The sequence below is a fragment of the Achromobacter sp. 1011791174 genome, from assembly GCF_059760925.1.
Genome location: NZ_JCBANH010000005.1, coordinates 25,136 through 40,975, shown reverse-complemented (window position 1 = coordinate 40,975; position 15,840 = coordinate 25,136). Strand labels below are relative to the sequence as shown.

Here is a 15,840-nt window from a genome sequence, read left to right as displayed (position 1 = left end):
CCTCAGGTCGAAGCCGTCCGTGGCGGACGGCGCGGCCTTTATTCCGATGGGAAAAAGGCGTAGCGGATCACGAACAGCAGCGCGACCAGCCAGGTGGCCGGATGTACGTCGCGGACCTTGCCGGTGGCGGTCTTGAGCACCACGTAGCTGATGAAGCCGAAGGCGATGCCGTTGGCGATGGAGTACGTGAAGGGCATGATCAGCGCGGTCAGCGCGGCCGGGGTTGCTTCGCAGACGTCGTTCCAGTCGATGTCGATCAGCTCGCGCATCATCAGGCCAGCCACGTAGAGCAGGGCGGGCGCGGTGGCGTAGGCCGGCACGGCGCCGGCCAGCGGCGAGATGAACAGCGCGGCCAGGAACAGCACGGCCACCACCAGCGCGGTCAGGCCGGTGCGGCCGCCGGCCTGCACGCCCGAGGCGCTTTCCACATAGGCGGTGGTGCTGCTGGTGCCCAGCATCGAGCCGGCGACGATGGCCGAGCTGTCGGCGAACAGCGCGCGGCCCAGGCGGTTGGGGCGGTCTTCCGGCACCAGGCCGGCGCGCTTGGCCACGCCCACCAGCGTGCCGGTGGCGTCGAACACCTCGACCAGCACGAACACCAGGATCACGTGCACGAAGCCCGAATGCAGCGCGCCCAGGATGTCCAGCTTGAACAGCGTGGGCGCCAGGCTCGGCGGCGCCGAGAACACGCCCTTGAATTCGTTGTAGCCCAGCGCCATGGACAGCAGCGTCACGACCAGGATGCCGATCAGGATGGCGCCGCGCACGCGCAGCGCGTCCAGCGACGCGATGATGAAGAAGCCCAGGATGGCGAACAGCGGGCCGGGGCTGGTGAGGTTGCCCAGCGTGACCTTGGTCGCCGGATGGGCGGCCACGATGCCGGCGCTGCTGAGCGCGATGATGGCCAGGAACAGCCCGATGCCGGCGGCGATGGCGCTGCGCAGCGAATGCGGGATGCCCTTGATCAGCCAGACACGGATGCCCGAGAAGGTCAGGAACAGGAAGATCACGCCCGAGATGAACACGGCGCCCAGCGCCTGCTCCCAGGTGTAGCCCATGGTCTTGACCACGGTGAAGGCGAAGAACGCGTTCAGGCCCATGCCCGGCGCCATGCCGATCGGCCAGTTGGCGATCAGCGCCATCACCAGCGAACCCAGCGCCGCGGCCAGGCAGGTGGCGACGAAGACCGCGCTGCGGTCCATGCCGGTGGAGGACAGGATGTCCGGGTTGACGAAAATGATGTATGACATCGTCAGGAACGTCGTCAGGCCGGCGATGAGTTCGGTCTTGACGGTGGTTCCATGTTCACGCAGCTTGAATAGCTTCTCCAGCATACGGGTCCCCAGTGAGTGTGTGAGTGCGCGGATTGGGCGGGCGAGGGCGGTGGACGCCTCGCCGCGTTCTTGTAAACGGGCGTATTTTCGCATCAGTTGTAAACTCTGCCGCCATGATTATTCTCGGCTTTGAAAGCTCCTGCGATGAAACCGGCGTCGCGGCCGTCTGCACTGAACGCGGATTGCTGGCGCACGCCCTGCACACCCAGATCGCCATGCACCAGGAATACGGGGGCGTGGTGCCTGAGCTGGCCTCGCGCGACCATATCCGGCGCGTGACGCCGCTGACCCGCCAGGTGCTCGAGGAAGCCGGCATCGGCATGGCCGACGTCGGCGCGGTGGCCTACACGGCCGGACCCGGCCTGGCCGGGGCGCTGCTGGTGGGCGCCAGCGTGGCGCAGGCGCTGGCCTGGTCGCGCCGCCTGCCGGCCATAGGCATCCACCACCTGGAAGGCCATCTGCTGTCGCCCATGCTGGCCGACCCCCGGCCAGAATTCCCCTTCGTGGCCTTGCTGGTGTCCGGCGGCCATACCCAGCTGATGCGGGTGGACGGCGTGGGCCGTTACGAATTGCTGGGCGAGACGTTGGACGACGCGGCCGGCGAGGCCTTCGACAAGTCGGCCAAGTTGATGGGCCTGGGCTATCCGGGCGGTCCGGCGCTATCGAAACTGGCCGGCAGCGGCGACGCGACGCGCTTCGAGCTGCCGCGTCCCATGCTGCACAGCGGCGACCTGGATTTCAGCTTCAGCGGCCTGAAGACGGCCGTGCTGACGCGGGTGAAGGCAGCCGAGCAGGCCGGCGGGCTGGACGAGCAGACGCGCGCCGATCTGGCGGCGGCCACCCAGGCCGCGATCGTCGAGGTCTTGGCCGCCAAGTCCATCCGCGCGCTCAAGCAGACCGGCCTGCGCCGGCTGGTGGTGGCCGGCGGCGTGGGCGCCAATCAGCTGCTGCGCGCCAAGCTGGACGCGGCGCTCAAGCCGCTGAAGGCGCGGGCCTATTTCCCGCCGCTGCACTTGTGCACCGACAACGGCGCGATGATCGCCTTCGCGGCGGCGGAACGCGTCAAGGCAGGGCTGGCGGTGCTGGATCCGGACGCGCACAGCTTCACCGTGAAGCCGCGCTGGGACCTGGCGGAGATCGCCGGCTGAGGGGGAAGCCCCCCCAAGCCGTCTTACTTCTTGGACTTGCCGCCGCCGATGCGGCTTTCGGTGCCCTGGATCAGGCGCGTGATGTTGGCGCGGTGGCGATAGAACAGCAGCACGCCGATGATGGCCAGCGCGATGCCCAGCGGCGGCTGCGCGTACCAGGCCAGACCCGAGCCGAACACGTAGTAGACCGGGGCGAAGAAGGCCGCCACCAGGGCCGCCAGCGACGAATAGCGGAAGAACACCGCGATGATCAGCCAGGTGGCCGCGGTGGCCACGGCCAGCCAGGGCTGGATCGCCACCAGCACGCCCAGCGCGGTGGCGACGCCCTTGCCGCCCTTGAAGCCCAGGAAAATCGGGTACAGATGACCCAGGAAGGCGGCGACCACCACGCAGGCCAGCGCCACCGGCGTGATGCCGGGAGCCAGTTGCTCGGCCAGCCAGACGGCGAACCAGCCCTTGGCGGCGTCGCCCAGCAGGGTCAGGGCGGCGGCGGTCTTGTTGCCGGTGCGCAGCACGTTGGTCGCGCCAGGGTTTCCGGAGCCGTAGCTGCGGGGGTCCTGCAGGCCCATCAGCTTGCTGACCACCACCGCGAAAGGCACCGAGCCGATCAGGTAGGCCAGCAGGACGAGGGCGGCGGTGAACGCCAGGGAAGGTCCGGTAAGCGCCATGAATGAGGAATCCGTGGTTGCGGCCGGTCTGGGCCGGCGTTGTCGTAGTGGCTGCGGATTCTACCGCGACGGGGGCCGGATCTGGTTGAGGGTTATCGCAAGGGCATGGCAAACCGGGGTCGGCTTCGGACGGTACAATCGGCTCCGTCCACCCGTGTTTTACTTTCTTTCGGATGCACAATGCGAATTCTGGTTTCGAACGATGATGGTTATTCGGCCCCCGGGCTGGAGGCGCTGGTCAAGGCGCTGCAGGGACTGGGCGAACTGACCGTCGTCGCGCCCGAAACCAACCACAGCGGCGCGTCGAATTCCCTGACGCTCAACCGGCCCCTGTCGGTGCGCACGGCCTCGAACGGCTTCATCGCCGTCAACGGCACGCCGTCCGACTGCGTGCACGTGGCGCTGACCGGACTGATGGACGCGCGGCCCGACCTGGTCGTCTCGGGCATCAACAATGGCGCCAACATGGGCGACGACACCCTCTATTCGGGCACCGTCGCCGCCGCCAGCGAAGGCTATCTGTTCGGCATCCCCGCGATCGCCTTCTCGCTCGCCGAGAAGGGCTGGGAGCACATCGAATCGGCGGCCCGCGCCGCGCGCCAGGTGGTCGAACGCCATCTGGTGCAGCCGCTGGCGCCGCCGGTGCTGCTCAACGTCAATATCCCCAACCGCCGTTTCGAGGATCTGCATGGCTTCCAGGTGACCCGCCTGGGCAAGCGTCATCCGTCCCAGCCCGTGGTGCGCACCACCACGCCCTATGGCGACACGGTCTACTGGATCGGTCCGGTCGGCTCGGCGGCCGACGCGGCGCCGGGCACGGATTTCCATGCCGTGGAGCAGGGCCTGGTCTCGGTCACGCCGCTGCGGCTGGACCTGACGCAGCACAGCCAGCTGGACGAGATCCGCGGTTGGGCGGAGCCGCTATGCGCAAGCGCGTAAGCCAGCCCGACGTGTCCCAGCCGGTGCCGGGCAGGCCGCGTCCGCTCGGCTACGGCTCCGGACTGGCGCCGGGCGTCACGCCCGCCAACAGCAACACGCGCATCTCCGCCGCCGCGCTGCCGCGCCAGCCACAGGCGCCCGTGCCGTCGTCCGGCGGCAACCTGGGCCTGAACTCGGACCGCCTGCGCCAGGCCATGGTGCAGCGCCTGCGCGCGCAGGGCATCAGCGACGAGCGCGTGCTCAACGCCATGGCCGCCGTGCCCCGCCATCTGTTCGTGGACGAGGCCCTGGCGAGCCGCGCCTACGAGGAATCGGCGCTGCCCATCGGCCATTCACAGACCATTTCCCAGCCCTGGGTGGTGGCGCGCATGATCTCGGCGGTCTGCGAGGACCGCGCCCCGACCCGAGTGCTCGAAGTGGGGGCCGGCTGCGGCTATCAGGCCGCGGTGCTGGCCCAGATCGTGCGCGAGGTTCACAGCATCGAACGCATCCGCGGTTTGTACGAATTGGCGCGCAATCACCTGCGCGCGCTGCGCCTGACGACCCGCATCCGCCTGATCTATGGAGACGGCACCGTGGGCCTGCCCGGCGTGTCGCCGTTCGATGCTATTGTTGTGGCTGCCGCTGGCTTGGCCATCCCGCAGGCGTTGCTGCAGCAGCTCGCGCCGGGAGGACGGCTGATCGCCCCCGAGGGCAGCACCAGTCAGCGCCTCGTGCTGATCGAACGCACGGGCGCCGCCAGCTGGAAACGCACAGAATTAGAGGCCGTGCGCTTTGTGCCGCTACGCGCCGGAATACAATCTTGAGCAAACAGGAGAAACGTATGCTCAACGGGCAGTTGCAACTGACCGATACCGCTTTTGGCGCGCCCATGCCGCGCCTGCGCCGTCCGCTTTATCTCGCGGGCGCCATCAGCCTGGTCGTCCTGGCCGGTTGCGCTTCCAAGGGCCAGCGCGCCCCCGTGGTCGACATGGCCGGCGGGCAGCAGACCACCGCGACGGCCCAGCCTGGCGGCAGCTACGTCGTCAAGCCGGGCGACACGCTCTACAAGATCGCGCGTTCGAACAACGTCGACGTCGAGAACGTCAAGCGCTGGAACAATCTCAGCGATCCCAACCAGATTTCGGTGGGCCAGGTGCTCAAGCTGTCCGGTGGCGGCGCCGCGGCCGGCGGCGCGACGCAGGTCACGCCGGTGGCCTCGGCCAAGTCGTCCTCGACGCAGCCGCGCCCGCTTGATCAGCCGTCCGACAGCGGCGCCGCGACCTCGACGCCATCGACCGCCACGCCCGCCCCGGCGCCCACGCCGGCCGAAAAACCGGCGCGCGCGGCTGATGCCGGCGTCATCAACTGGGGCTGGCCGGCCACCGGCCAGATCACCCAGGGCTTCAACAACAACACCAAGGGCATCGACATCGCCGGCAACCTGGGCGACCCCGTCATCGCGGCGGCCGACGGCAAGGTCATGTACAGCGGCAACGGCGTGCGCGGCCTGGGCAACCTGATCATCGTCAACCACCAGAACGGCTTCATCACGGCCTACGCGCACAACCGCGCGCTGCTGGTCAAGACCGGCCAGGACGTCAAGCGCGGCGCCAAGATCGCTGAAATCGGCCAGAGCGACGCGACCTCGCCGCGCCTGCACTTCGAGATCCGCCGCCAGGGCACGCCCGTAGATCCGATGCAATACCTGCCCGCGCGATGACGCCGACGCTGGTATTCGACCTGGAGACCATCCCCGACGCCGACGGGCTGCGCAAGCTCAACGGCTGGGGCGAGGACGTGCCGGACGCCGAAGTGGTCGAGCGCGCGCTGACGGCGCGCCGCGAGGCCGTCGGCCATGACTTCCTGCCGCTGCACCTGCATAAGGTTGCGGTGGTGGGCTGCGTGTTCCGTGACGACCAGGGCTTTCGCGTCAAGACGCTGGGCCAGCCCGACGATCCCGAGGCCGCGCTGCTGGCGGGCTTCTTCAAGACCATCGAGCGCTATACCCCCAAGCTGGTCAGCTGGAACGGCTCGGGCTTCGACCTGCCGGTGCTGCACTACCGCAGCCTGATCCTGGGCGTGCCCGCGCCGCGCTACTGGGACATGGGCGAGGAAGACCGCGAGTTCAAGTTCAACAACTACATCTCGCGCTACCACAGCCGCCACACCGACCTGATGGACCTGCTGGCCAAGTACAACGGCCGCGCCAACGCGCCGCTGGACGAACTGGCCAAGCTCTGCGGCTTTCCCGGCAAGCTGGGCATGGACGGCAGCAAGGTCTGGGAAGCCTGGAGCCAGGGCCGCGCCGACGAGGTGCGGGCCTATTGCGAGACCGACGTGGTCAACACCTGGCTGGTGTACACGCGCTTTCGCTTCCTGCGCGGCGAACTCGATCCCGTCTCCTACGAGGCCGAGATCGCCCTGGTGCGCGACACGCTGTCCGCCAGTGACGCTCCGCACTGGAAGGAATACCTGGACGCCTGGAAAGGGTAGGCCCACCCCCGAAGCGCTGCGCGCTTCCCCCTCCAGGGGGCGCCGCTACGGACCGGCAAAGCCGGATCCGTGCGGCCTCTATCGGGGATGATCGGCATATGGGGGCGTTCCACGTGCTTCTTGAGGCGGTTGGGATGTCGAAATCCGGGACGCAATTGACTGAAACAAGCAGGGGCGTAGGCGAAACCTGACTGAAACCGGGCCGCTCGCACAATGGTCTCGCTTTCTTCAATTTCAGGAGACCTCGATGTCCCGCTACGCTCTACGTTCGAATCTGGCCGCTCTAGCCATTGCCGTTGCCGGCGCGATGGGGGCGGGCGCCGTGTCTGCCGCGCCGCCGGTCGATGGCGGCGCGCCGGACGCCATGCATGAAGGCCGCCACGACGGCTTCCACAAAGGCATGCATGACGGCGTCTATTTCCCCGGCCTGGGACCCGTGTCCAAGAAGCAGCTCGAACAGCTGAAACTGGACGACAAGCAGCAGGCGCTGGTCAAGACGGCCCAGGACAGCCAGCGCGGTCTGCGCGACGCCATGCGCGCCGCCGGCGCCAAGCGCCATGACCTGCTCAAGGCGCAGCTGGACAGCGGCAAGCTCGACCCGCGCGCGCTGATCTCGCAGTCCGAGCAGAACCGCGGTCAGTTCGACACCCAGATGAAGCAGGCCCGCGATCAGTGGCTGGCCGTCTGGGACAGCCTGAATGACGCCCAGCGCAGCCAGGTCGCGTCCATGCTCAAGGAACGCCAGGCGCGCATGGAACAACGCCACGCCCGCATGCAGGAACGCCACGGCAAGGGCGCTCCCGCGCCCACGGCCGCGCCTGCGCCAGCGACGGCTCCAGCCGCCAACTAAGCGGCGCTTCAGGCGCCTGCGGCGTAGCCGCGACCCGCGCTCCACGCCTGGCCCGCCCGGCCCCCGACGCTCCCGCGTTCGGGGGCCGCTTCGTTTCCGGCGCTCGCGCAGGCCGAGTCCTCGGGCCATGGCTGTTGGGATGTCGCCTTTGGGACCTTGTCGAGGGATGGGGCGGCGACTCGCGGCATGGAGCGGGGCTGGATCCAGCATGGCGCGCATTCCCCATTTTGATGCGCGGGAGGGGCGGAGTCGTGCCCGCGCGGCACGCTTCTGGTGCGCGTGGCCTCGCGTTCAGCCCGTCGCCAGCGCGGCGCCACCGGATTGAAACCTGGCACGGGCCTTGCTTGAAGAGCTGCGAGCCGTCGCCATTGATCCGATGCGCCGGCCGGCCAGGCGGAAACGCCCCGTGGGCGTTCCGCCGACTCCCTTCATCCGACCAGGACTCCGCACCATGAAGAAGACGCTGCCAGCCTTGCCCCTCGTGTTCGCTGCATGTTTCGCCGCGGTCGCGCAAGCCGAGCCCACCGATCTGGGCGGCGGCTTCTCGCTCAGCGGCAATGCCGCCATCGTCAGCGACTACCGCTTCCGTGGTTATTCGCAGACCGACTTCCGTCCTGCGGCGCAGCTGGGCATAGACCTGACCCACAGCTCGGGCTTCTACCTGGGGAACTGGAACTCCAATGTGTCCAGTTTCGTCTACACCGACGGCAATCTGGAAATGGACTTCTACGGCGGCTGGAAGGGGGATGTGGGCGGCGGCCTGACGCTGGACGCGGGGGTGCTGCACTACTACTACCCGGGTTCCAGCTCGCCCAAGGGCGGCAACTACAACAACACCGATCTCTACCTTGCCGCGACCTACGCCAACTACACGCTGAAGTACTCCTACACGCCCGGCGACTTCTTCAGCACGCCCGACAGCAAGGGCACCTGGTACCTGGACGGCACCGCCAATTTCGACCTGGGCGACGGCTGGGGCCTGGTCGGGCACCTGGGCTATCAGAAGCTCAAGAACCAGACCAACATGAATGGCGATTCCATCAGCCATTACGTGGACTACAAGCTGGGCGTGACCAAGGATCTGAAAGGTTGGGTGCTGGGCCTGGCGGCCGTGGGCGCGACCAAGGACAACTGGCTGCCGACCAAGTACGGCCATCCGTCGGGACGTTTGGGGGCGGTGTTCTCGGTGGCGCGCAGCTTCTGAGGGACCGAAGGCGGCCGGCGGGGCGCGCCCCGCCCGGCCGCGGGCCGACGGCGGTCCCGCGCGGGGGCGGCTGCGGCGCTCCCGCCGCTCGCTTTACAATGCGCGGTTGCATGTAATCCTGGACCGCGCAAGATGTCTGACGTTTTGAATATCGAATCCCTTGACCTGGAAGCCCGCGGCATCGCCCGCCGCGAGGGCAAGGTCGTGTTCGTGGAGGGCGCCCTGCCGGGCGAACGCGTGGTGGCCACCACCGTGCGCCGCAAGCCGTCCTATGAAATCGCCCGCGTCGAGGAGATCCTGCGTCCGTCCTCGCAGCGCGTGGTGCCGCGCTGCCCGCATTTTGGCGTCTGTGGCGGCTGTGCCATGCAGCACCTGGAGCCCAGCACCCAGGTGGCGATCAAGCAGCGTTCGCTGGAGGACACCTTCTGGCACGTCGGCAAGCTCCGTCCCGCGCGCGTGCTGCCGCCGCTGCAGGGCCCGACCTGGGGCTACCGCTACCGCGCCCGCCTGTCGGTGCGGGTGGTGCCGAAGAAGGGCGGCGTGCTGGTGGGCTTCCATGAGCGCAAGAGCAGCTATGTGGCCGATATGCGCGAATGCCATGTGCTGCCGCGCCACGTCAGCGACCTGCTGCTGCCCTTGCGCGCCATGATCGCCTCGATGTCCGCGCCCGATCGCATGCCGCAGATCGAGGTCGCGCTGGGCGAGGGCGTGACCGCGCTGGTGCTGCGTCATCTGCTGCCGCTGACCGACGGCGATATCGCCATCCTGCGCGCGTTCGCGGCCAGGCATCAGGTGCAATGGTGGCTGCAGCCCAAGGGGCCGGACACCGTGCACGCGCTGGAGCCGGCCGATGCCGACGCGCTGGCCTACACCATGCCGGAATTCGGCCTGCGCATGCCGTACCGTCCCACCGATTTCACGCAGGTCAACCACGCGATCAACCGTTCGATGGTGTCGCGCGCGCTGACCCTGCTGGAAGTGCAGCCCACCGACCGCGTCGCCGACCTGTTCTGCGGTCTGGGCAATTTCACGCTGCCGCTGGCGACCCAGGGCCGCGAGGCGGTGGGCGTGGAAGGCAGCAAGATGCTGACCGACCGCGCCTTCGAGGCCGCCGCGCGTCACGGGCTGGCGGCAAGCACCAGCTTCGCCACGCTGAACCTGTTCGAAGTGGATGTGGAATGGCTGCGCGGCCTGGGCTATTTCGACCGCATGCTGATCGACCCGCCGCGCGAAGGCGCGCAGGCCGTGGCGCAGGCGCTGTCGCTGCTGGCGGCCGAAGAACGTCCGCGCCGCATCGTCTACGTGTCCTGTAATCCGGCCACGCTGGCGCGCGATGCCGCCATCATGGTGCACGAGGGCGGCTACGTCCTGAAGAGCGCAGGCGTGATCAACATGTTCCCGCACACCGGTCACGTCGAATCCATCGCCGTGTTCGAATCGTTGGACGCCGAGGGCGTGCGCGAGGCGCAGCAGCGCGCGCGCGAAAAAGCCGAGGCGGCCCGCCTGGCCGCTGAGCACCCCCCCGTCGCCGCCTGAGACGCAGGGGGATCTATTCCCCTTGCAGGCCTTCCAGGATCGGGCAGTCGGGTCGCCCGTCGCCATGGCAGTTCTGCGCCAGGTGCTTGAGCGTGGCGGCCATGTCGCGCAGGGCTTCGGCCTTGCGTTCCAGTTCCTGCACATGCTCCAGCGCGATGCGCTTGACGTCGGCGCTGGCGCGGCTGCGGTCGCGCCACAGCGCCAGCAGCTCGTTCATCTGCTCGACCGAGAATCCCAGGTCGCGCGCGCGGCGCACGAAACGCAGCGTGTGCAGCTCGTGGTCGCCGTAGACGCGGTATCCCGACTCGGTGCGCAGCGCCGGGCCGATCAATCCGATGCTTTCGTAGTAGCGGATCATCTTGGCGGAAATGCCCGTGGCCTGGGCGGCTTGTCCGATGTTCATCACGTGGGCTCCTGTGTGGTCCGGCGCAGGGCTCAGGCCTGCGCGGCCTGCGGGCGGAAGGTCTTCAGGCGCAGAGCGTTGCCCAGCACGAAGACGCTGGACAGCGCCATGGCGCCGGCGGCGAAGATCGGCGACAGCGACAGGCCGAAGGCCGGGTACAGCGCGCCGGCGGCCAGCGGGATCAGCGCGGCGTTGTAGGCGAAGGCCCAGAACAGGTTCTGGCGGATGTTGGCCAGCGTGGCGCGGCTGAGCGCGATGGCGTTGGGCACGCCGTTCAGGTCCTCGGCCATCAGCACCACGGACGCGGCCTCGATCGCCACGTCAGTGCCCGTGCCGATGGCGATGCCGGTATCGGCGGCGGCCAGCGCCGGCGCGTCGTTGATGCCGTCGCCGACGAAGGCCACCTCGCGGCCGCCCTCGCGCAGCGCGGTGATGGCGGCCACCTTGCCGTCGGGCAAGACTTCGGCGCGCACCTCGTCGATGCCCAGCTCGCGCGCCACGGCCTGCGCGGTGTGGCGGTTGTCGCCGGTGATCATGGCGGTCTTCAGGCCCTGCGCGTGCAGCGCGGCGATGGCGGCCACGGCCGAGGGCTTGACCGGGTCGGTCACGGCCATCATGGCGGCGGCGCGGCCGTCCACGGCAACGAAGATCGGCGTCTTGCCCTGGCTGCCCCATTCGGCGGCGCGTTCACCGAAGACGCCGACGTCCACGCCGCGCTCGGCCATCAGGCGGGCGGCGCCGGCCAGCACCTTGCGGCCGCCGACCACGGCTTCCACCCCCGCGCCGGTGATGGCGGCGAAACCCTCGGCGGGCAGCAGCGCCAGCTTGCGCTCGGCGGCGGCCGCGACGATGGCGACGGCGATGGGGTGCTCGGAGCGGGCCTGCACCGACGCGACCCACAGCAGGACTTGCTCGGCGTCATGGCCGGGCGCGGCGTCCAGGCCGGTCAGCGTGGGCTTGCCCAGCGTCAGCGTGCCGGTCTTGTCGAACGCCACGACCTGCACGTCGCGCAGCGTCTGCAGCGCGTCGCCCTGGCGGAACAGCACGCCCATTTCCGCGGCGCGGCCGGTGCCCACCATGATGGAGGTCGGCGTGGCCAGGCCCATGGCGCAAGGGCAGGCGATGATCAGTACGGCCACGGCATTGACCAGCGCGTGCGACAGGGCTGGCGCGGGGCCGAGGAACAGCCAGAGCAGGAAGGTGAGCAGGGCCACGCCCATCACGGCCGGCACGAACCAGCCGGTGACGCGGTCCACCAGCGCCTGGATGGGCAGGCGCGCGCCTTGCGCGGCCTCGACCATGCGGATGATGCGCGCCAGCATGGTGTCCGCCCCGGTATGGGTCACGCGCAGCGTGAAACTGCCGGACGTGTTCAGCGTGCCGCCGGTGGCCTGCATGCCGGACGTCTTCTCGACTGGCACGGGCTCGCCCGTGAGCATGGATTCGTCCACATAGGAATTGCCTTCGATGATTTCGCCGTCCAGCGGGATCTTCTCGCCCGGACGCACCAGCACGATCTCGCCCTTGCGCACCTGCTCGATGGGCAGGTCCATGGGTTGGCCGTCGCGCATGACGCGGGCGGTGCGCGGCTGCAGGCCGATCAGGCGCTGGATGGCCGCGCCGGTGCGGCCCTTGGCGCGCGCCTCCAGCATGCGGCCCAGCAGAATCAGCGTGACGATGACGGCGGCTGCCTCGAAATAGACGTTGCGGGCCGCCTCGGGCAGCCACTGCGGCGCGAAGGTGGCCACCACGGAATAGCTCCAGGCGGCGCCGGCGCCCAGCGCCACCAGCGAGTTCATCTCGGGCGCGCGCCGCCACAGGGCCATGAAGCCCTTGCTGAAGAAGTGCCGGCCCGGCCAGGCCAGCACCAGCGTGGTCAGCGCGAATTGCAGCAGCCAGCTGTTCTGCCGGCCGATATTGGCCAGCACCCAGTGGTGCATGGCGGGAATCAGGTGCGAGCCCATCTCCAGCACGAAGACGGGCAGGGTCAGGGCCAGCGAGATGCCGAAGGCCTGCTTCAGGCGGCGGGCCTCGGCGTCGCGGGCCTCGGCCTGGCGTTCGGCGTGATCGTCCTCGGCGGCGATGGGGCGGGCCTCGTAGCCGATCTTGCCGACGGCGTCCACCAGCGCCTGGGCGTCGGCGGCGGTCGGGTCGAAGGCGACCCGCGCGCGCTCGGTGGCCAGATTCACCTGGGCCTGGGCCACGCCCGGCACGCGGGTCAGGGCCTTCTCGACGCGCTTGACGCAGGACGCGCAGGTCATGCCCTCGATGGCGAGCTCAAGCTCGCTGGAAGAGGCGGGGATGGCGATGTTCATGGCGGGTCTCTTTCTATCCGGGAAGCCCACAGTTTCATCCTTCCCATTGTTGGAAGGTCAAGCCTGATTCTACGCTTGACCTTTCCATGATGGGAAGGTTTACAGTGCTGCCATGCCTGGGATCATTCCAGGCCGTCCCTGAATCTTTCGGAGAGCATCCATGAGCATCGAGTTCCAAGTCCCCGACATGACCTGCGGCCACTGCGTCAAGACCATCACCGGCGCCGTCACGGCCGCCGTGCCCGGCTCGGCGGTGGTCACGGACCTGGCGACGCACCGCGTGACGGTGACCGGCACGGACCAGGCGGACAAGGTCGAGGCCGCCATTCGTGACGCGGGCTACGAGCCGGCACGCGTCTGAGCGTCCCGCCAGGCGGCCTTGGCCCTGGCGCGCGCCTGATGGATTTCATAGAATTCATCAGGCGTTTTCTATTTTCTTATTGCTTAAAACTATCGATCAATTAAAACAATTAAATTTGATATATCGATAGTGGCGATTTATCATTCTTTCCATGGTGGTTGAACAGAACCCCGCTACCCCAAGGAGAGATTGAATGCTGCAAAACCGTGAAGGCCAACGTGTTCCCAACGTCACGTTCCCCGTCCGCGAGGGCAACACCTGGAAAAAGCTCACGTCCGACGACATCTTCAAGAACAAGACGGTCGTGGTCTTTTCGCTTCCCGGCGCTTTCACGCCGACCTGCTCGTCGACCCACCTGCCGCGCTACAACGAACTGGCGCCTGCGTTCTTCAAGGAAGGCGTGGACAGCATCGTGTGCGTGTCGGTGAATGACACCTTCGTGATGAACGAATGGGCCAAGGACCAGGAATCGGCCAACATCACGCTGCTGCCCGACGGCAACGGCGCCTTCACCGAAGGCATGGGCATGCTGGTCGACAAGAGCGACCTGGGTTTCGGCAAGCGCAGCTGGCGCTATTCCATGCTGGTCAAGGACGGCGTGGTGCAGAAGATGTTCATCGAGCCGGAAAAGGAAGGCGATCCCTTTGAAGTGTCGGACGCCGACACCATGCTGGCGTACTTCGCGCCCAAGGCCAAGAAGCCCGACCAGGTGGTCGTGTTCTCCAAGCCGGGCTGCCCGTTCTGCGTGGAAGCCAAGGCGCTGCTGCAGGACAAGGGTTTCGATCCGATCGAGATCCCGCTGGAGAACAAGGTCCGCGGCCGCGTCATCGGCGCCGTCTCGGGCAAGGGCACCGCGCCGCAGGTGTTCATCAACGGCTCGCTGATCGGCGGCCTGGACGACCTGAAGGCGCACTTCGCCTGACAGGCATCAGGCATGCCGGGCCCGGGCGGCCCGGCATGCTGCGCGGCTCCGCGCCTTGTGTGGTGGAGCCCGCGCGCCGAATTCCCCCCGCTGCGCGCGTTCCTGCGCGGCCCCGTCCGGGCGCCGCGGGGACGGTCGCGTCCCGAGCCCGCGCAGCAAGGCGAATTCGCCCTAGGCAAGACACCGCACAACCACGCCATATCGGGAGCACATGGATATGAAGACTTTGCACACTGACGTCGCCGTCATCGGCGCCGGCACCGCCGGCCTGGCCGCTTATCGCGCCGCCCGCGCCGCCGGCAAGCGCGCCTTGCTGATCGAGGGCGGCCCCTATGGCACGACCTGCGCGCGCGTGGGCTGCATGCCGTCCAAGCTGCTGATCGCCGCCGCCGAGGCCGCGCATGCCGCGATGCATACCGATGCGTTCGGCGTGCGCGTGGAAGGCGAGGTCAGCGTCGATGGCAAGGCGGTCATGGATCGCGTCAAGCGCGAGCGCGACCGTTTCGTCGGCTTCGTGCTGGACGGCGTGGAGAACATTCCCGCCGAGGACAAGATCCGTGGCCAGGCGCGCTTCGTGTCGGACACCGTGCTGCGCGTGGATGAGCATGCCGAGATCCAGGCTTCGCGGGTGGTGATCGCCACCGGCTCGCGGCCGTCGGTGCCGCCGCCGCTGCGCGATTTGGGCGACCGGCTGGTCGTGAACGACGATGTGTTCGCCTGGGACGATCTGCCGCGCCGCGTGGCCGTGTTCGGCCCCGGCGTGATCGGACTGGAGCTGGGTCAGGCGCTGGCGCGCCTGGGCGTCGAGGTGCGGGTGTTCGGCGTCAGCGGCAGCCTGGGCGGCATCAGCGACCCGCTGGTGCGCCAGAGCGCCCGCAAGATCTTCCAGCGCGAGTTCTACCTGGATCCGGACGCCCGCGTGCTGGAAACCAGGCGCGTCGGCGATGAGGTCGAGGTGCGCTACGTGGCGCTGGACAATAGCGAGCGCACCGAGCGCTTTGACTATGCGCTGGTCGCCACCGGCCGCCGCCCCAACGTGGACGGGCTGGGCCTGGAGCACACCTCGCTGGCATTGAACAGGCAGGGCGTGCCGCTGTTCGACCGCGAGACCATGCAGGCCGGCGATGCGCCCATCTTCATCGCCGGCGACGCCAACGCCGACGCGCCGCTGCTGCACGAGGCCGCCGACGAGGGGCGCATCGCCGGCGAGAACGCCGCGCGCTATCCCGATGTGCGCCCCGGTCTGCGGCGCGCGCCGCTGGCGGTGGTGTTCTCGGATCCGCAGATCGCGCTGGCCGGACAGGGCCACGCGCGGCTGGTGCCGGGCACCTTCGTCACCGGCCAGGTGGATTTCGGCGACCAGGGCCGCTCGCGGGTGATGCTGAAGAACCGGGGCATGCTGCACGTGTACGCCGACATCGCGACCGGCCGTTTCCTGGGCGCCGAGATGGTCGGTCCCGGCGCCGAGCACATCGGCCACCTGCTGGCGTGGGCCGTGCAGCAGGAGCTGACCGTGGCGCGGATGCTGGAGATGCCGTTCTACCACCCCGTGATCGAGGAAGGCCTGCGCACGGCGTTGCGCGATGCCGCCGCCAAGCTGGCGCAGGCGCGCGAGGCGCTGCAGGTGGAGGAAACCGTTTGAACGGTTGAAACCGGGGCCGCAATGGCGGCCCCGCTTGCCCTCG

15 protein-coding genes are annotated in these 15,840 nt (G+C 68.5%); 11 read left to right on the top strand and 4 right to left on the bottom strand.

Features of this window, described 5'->3' with window-relative positions; translation table 11 throughout:
* Positions 1–38: 38 nt before the first annotated feature.
* Positions 39–1,334: an NCS2 family permease gene (locus AC6LJ5_RS03000; RefSeq protein WP_212316984.1), complete on the bottom strand. Its 1,296-nt coding sequence runs from the start codon at positions 1,332–1,334 to the stop codon at positions 39–41.
* Positions 1,335–1,447: 113 nt separating this feature from the next.
* On the opposite strand from AC6LJ5_RS03000, the gene tsaD reads away from it, so the two are divergent.
* On the top strand, positions 1,448–2,482 hold the full coding sequence (gene tsaD, locus AC6LJ5_RS02995) for a tRNA (adenosine(37)-N6)-threonylcarbamoyltransferase complex transferase subunit TsaD (protein WP_103274594.1): 1,035 nt from the start codon (positions 1,448–1,450) through the stop codon (positions 2,480–2,482).
* 23 nt (positions 2,483–2,505) lie between these two features.
* Here the strand turns inward: tsaD and plsY are convergent, their stop codons facing one another.
* A complete protein-coding gene (gene plsY / locus AC6LJ5_RS02990; protein ID WP_103274593.1) occupies positions 2,506–3,150 on the bottom strand; it encodes a glycerol-3-phosphate 1-O-acyltransferase PlsY in 645 nt (214 codons plus the stop codon).
* A 180-nt stretch (positions 3,151–3,330) separates the two neighbouring features.
* On the opposite strand from plsY, the gene surE reads away from it, so the two are divergent.
* From surE to rlmD, 7 genes are all read left to right on the top strand, one after another.
* Positions 3,331–4,089, top strand: a complete 759-nt coding sequence (gene surE / locus AC6LJ5_RS02985) for a 5'/3'-nucleotidase SurE (RefSeq protein ID WP_103274592.1) — start codon at positions 3,331–3,333, stop codon at positions 4,087–4,089.
* A complete protein-coding gene (locus AC6LJ5_RS02980) occupies positions 4,074–4,895 on the top strand; it encodes a protein-L-isoaspartate(D-aspartate) O-methyltransferase (RefSeq protein WP_199770865.1) in 822 nt (273 codons plus the stop codon). Before surE ends, AC6LJ5_RS02980 begins: the two co-directional genes overlap by 16 nt.
* 17 nt (positions 4,896–4,912) lie before the next feature.
* Entirely contained in the window at positions 4,913–5,791 is an 879-nt protein-coding gene (locus tag AC6LJ5_RS02975; RefSeq protein WP_392413423.1) for a peptidoglycan DD-metalloendopeptidase family protein, read from the top strand.
* Positions 5,788–6,564 carry a 3'-5' exonuclease gene (locus AC6LJ5_RS02970; protein ID WP_103274590.1) on the top strand — a complete coding sequence of 259 codons (777 nt, stop codon included), beginning with the start codon at positions 5,788–5,790 and terminating at the stop codon, positions 6,562–6,564. The genes AC6LJ5_RS02975 and AC6LJ5_RS02970 overlap by 4 nt, the downstream gene beginning before the upstream one ends.
* A 247-nt stretch (positions 6,565–6,811) precedes the next feature.
* Entirely contained in the window at positions 6,812–7,414 is a 603-nt protein-coding gene (locus AC6LJ5_RS02965) for a hypothetical protein (RefSeq protein ID WP_103274589.1), read from the top strand.
* Between the two features lie 451 nt (positions 7,415–7,865).
* Positions 7,866–8,618, top strand: a complete 753-nt coding sequence (locus AC6LJ5_RS02960) for a TorF family putative porin (protein ID WP_103274588.1) — start codon at positions 7,866–7,868, stop codon at positions 8,616–8,618.
* Between the two features lie 132 nt (positions 8,619–8,750).
* Entirely contained in the window at positions 8,751–10,154 is a 1,404-nt protein-coding gene (gene rlmD / locus AC6LJ5_RS02955) for a 23S rRNA (uracil(1939)-C(5))-methyltransferase RlmD (protein WP_103274587.1), read from the top strand.
* Positions 10,155–10,167: 13 nt separating this feature from the next.
* On the opposite strand, the gene cueR is transcribed toward rlmD, so the two are convergent.
* Positions 10,168–10,557, bottom strand: a complete 390-nt coding sequence (gene cueR, locus AC6LJ5_RS02950; RefSeq protein ID WP_103274586.1) for a Cu(I)-responsive transcriptional regulator — start codon at positions 10,555–10,557, stop codon at positions 10,168–10,170.
* A gap of 32 nt (positions 10,558–10,589) precedes the next feature.
* On the bottom strand, positions 10,590–12,872 hold the full coding sequence (locus tag AC6LJ5_RS02945; protein ID WP_498139794.1) for a heavy metal translocating P-type ATPase: 2,283 nt from the start codon (positions 12,870–12,872) through the stop codon (positions 10,590–10,592).
* Between the two features lie 160 nt (positions 12,873–13,032).
* Here AC6LJ5_RS02945 and AC6LJ5_RS02940 point away from each other — a divergent pair, with 160 nt between their 5' ends.
* The 3 genes from AC6LJ5_RS02940 to AC6LJ5_RS02930 all read left to right on the top strand — a co-directional run bounded on the left by AC6LJ5_RS02940 (position 13,033) and on the right by AC6LJ5_RS02930 (position 15,797).
* Complete coding sequence (locus AC6LJ5_RS02940) at positions 13,033–13,233, top strand: heavy-metal-associated domain-containing protein (protein WP_103274584.1); 201 nt, start codon at positions 13,033–13,035, stop codon at positions 13,231–13,233.
* Between the two features lie 193 nt (positions 13,234–13,426).
* On the top strand, positions 13,427–14,155 hold the full coding sequence (locus tag AC6LJ5_RS02935) for a glutathione peroxidase (protein ID WP_103274583.1): 729 nt from the start codon (positions 13,427–13,429) through the stop codon (positions 14,153–14,155).
* Positions 14,156–14,372: 217 nt separating this feature from the next.
* The gene (locus AC6LJ5_RS02930; protein WP_392411882.1) at positions 14,373–15,797 is read left to right on the top strand and encodes a dihydrolipoyl dehydrogenase; all 1,425 of its coding nucleotides are present in this window, start codon (positions 14,373–14,375) and stop codon (positions 15,795–15,797) included.
* The last annotated feature ends 43 nt before the right edge of the window (positions 15,798–15,840 follow it).

Excerpts from the sequence above, each read along its gene's own strand:
- cueR (WP_103274586.1), bottom strand. The coding sequence starts at position 10,557 with ATGAACATCGGACAAGCCGCCCAGGCCACGGGCATTTCCGCCAAGATG.
- surE (WP_103274592.1), top strand. The coding sequence starts at position 3,331 with ATGCGAATTCTGGTTTCGAACGATGATGGTTATTCGGCCCCCGGGCTG.
- AC6LJ5_RS03000 (WP_212316984.1), bottom strand. The coding sequence starts at position 1,334 with ATGCTGGAGAAGCTATTCAAGCTGCGTGAACATGGAACCACCGTCAAG.
- AC6LJ5_RS02935 (WP_103274583.1), top strand. The coding sequence starts at position 13,427 with ATGCTGCAAAACCGTGAAGGCCAACGTGTTCCCAACGTCACGTTCCCC.
- rlmD (WP_103274587.1), top strand. The coding sequence starts at position 8,751 with ATGTCTGACGTTTTGAATATCGAATCCCTTGACCTGGAAGCCCGCGGC.
- tsaD (WP_103274594.1), top strand. The coding sequence starts at position 1,448 with ATGATTATTCTCGGCTTTGAAAGCTCCTGCGATGAAACCGGCGTCGCG.
- AC6LJ5_RS02945 (WP_498139794.1), bottom strand. The coding sequence starts at position 12,872 with ATGAACATCGCCATCCCCGCCTCTTCCAGCGAGCTTGAGCTCGCCATC.
- AC6LJ5_RS02930 (WP_392411882.1), top strand. The coding sequence starts at position 14,373 with ATGAAGACTTTGCACACTGACGTCGCCGTCATCGGCGCCGGCACCGCC.
- AC6LJ5_RS02960 (WP_103274588.1), top strand. The coding sequence starts at position 7,866 with ATGAAGAAGACGCTGCCAGCCTTGCCCCTCGTGTTCGCTGCATGTTTC.
- AC6LJ5_RS02965 (WP_103274589.1), top strand. The coding sequence starts at position 6,812 with ATGTCCCGCTACGCTCTACGTTCGAATCTGGCCGCTCTAGCCATTGCC.
- plsY (WP_103274593.1), bottom strand. The coding sequence starts at position 3,150 with ATGGCGCTTACCGGACCTTCCCTGGCGTTCACCGCCGCCCTCGTCCTG.
- AC6LJ5_RS02970 (WP_103274590.1), top strand. The coding sequence starts at position 5,788 with ATGACGCCGACGCTGGTATTCGACCTGGAGACCATCCCCGACGCCGAC.
- AC6LJ5_RS02975 (WP_392413423.1), top strand. The coding sequence starts at position 4,913 with ATGCTCAACGGGCAGTTGCAACTGACCGATACCGCTTTTGGCGCGCCC.
- AC6LJ5_RS02980 (WP_199770865.1), top strand. The coding sequence starts at position 4,074 with ATGCGCAAGCGCGTAAGCCAGCCCGACGTGTCCCAGCCGGTGCCGGGC.
- AC6LJ5_RS02940 (WP_103274584.1), top strand. The coding sequence starts at position 13,033 with ATGAGCATCGAGTTCCAAGTCCCCGACATGACCTGCGGCCACTGCGTC.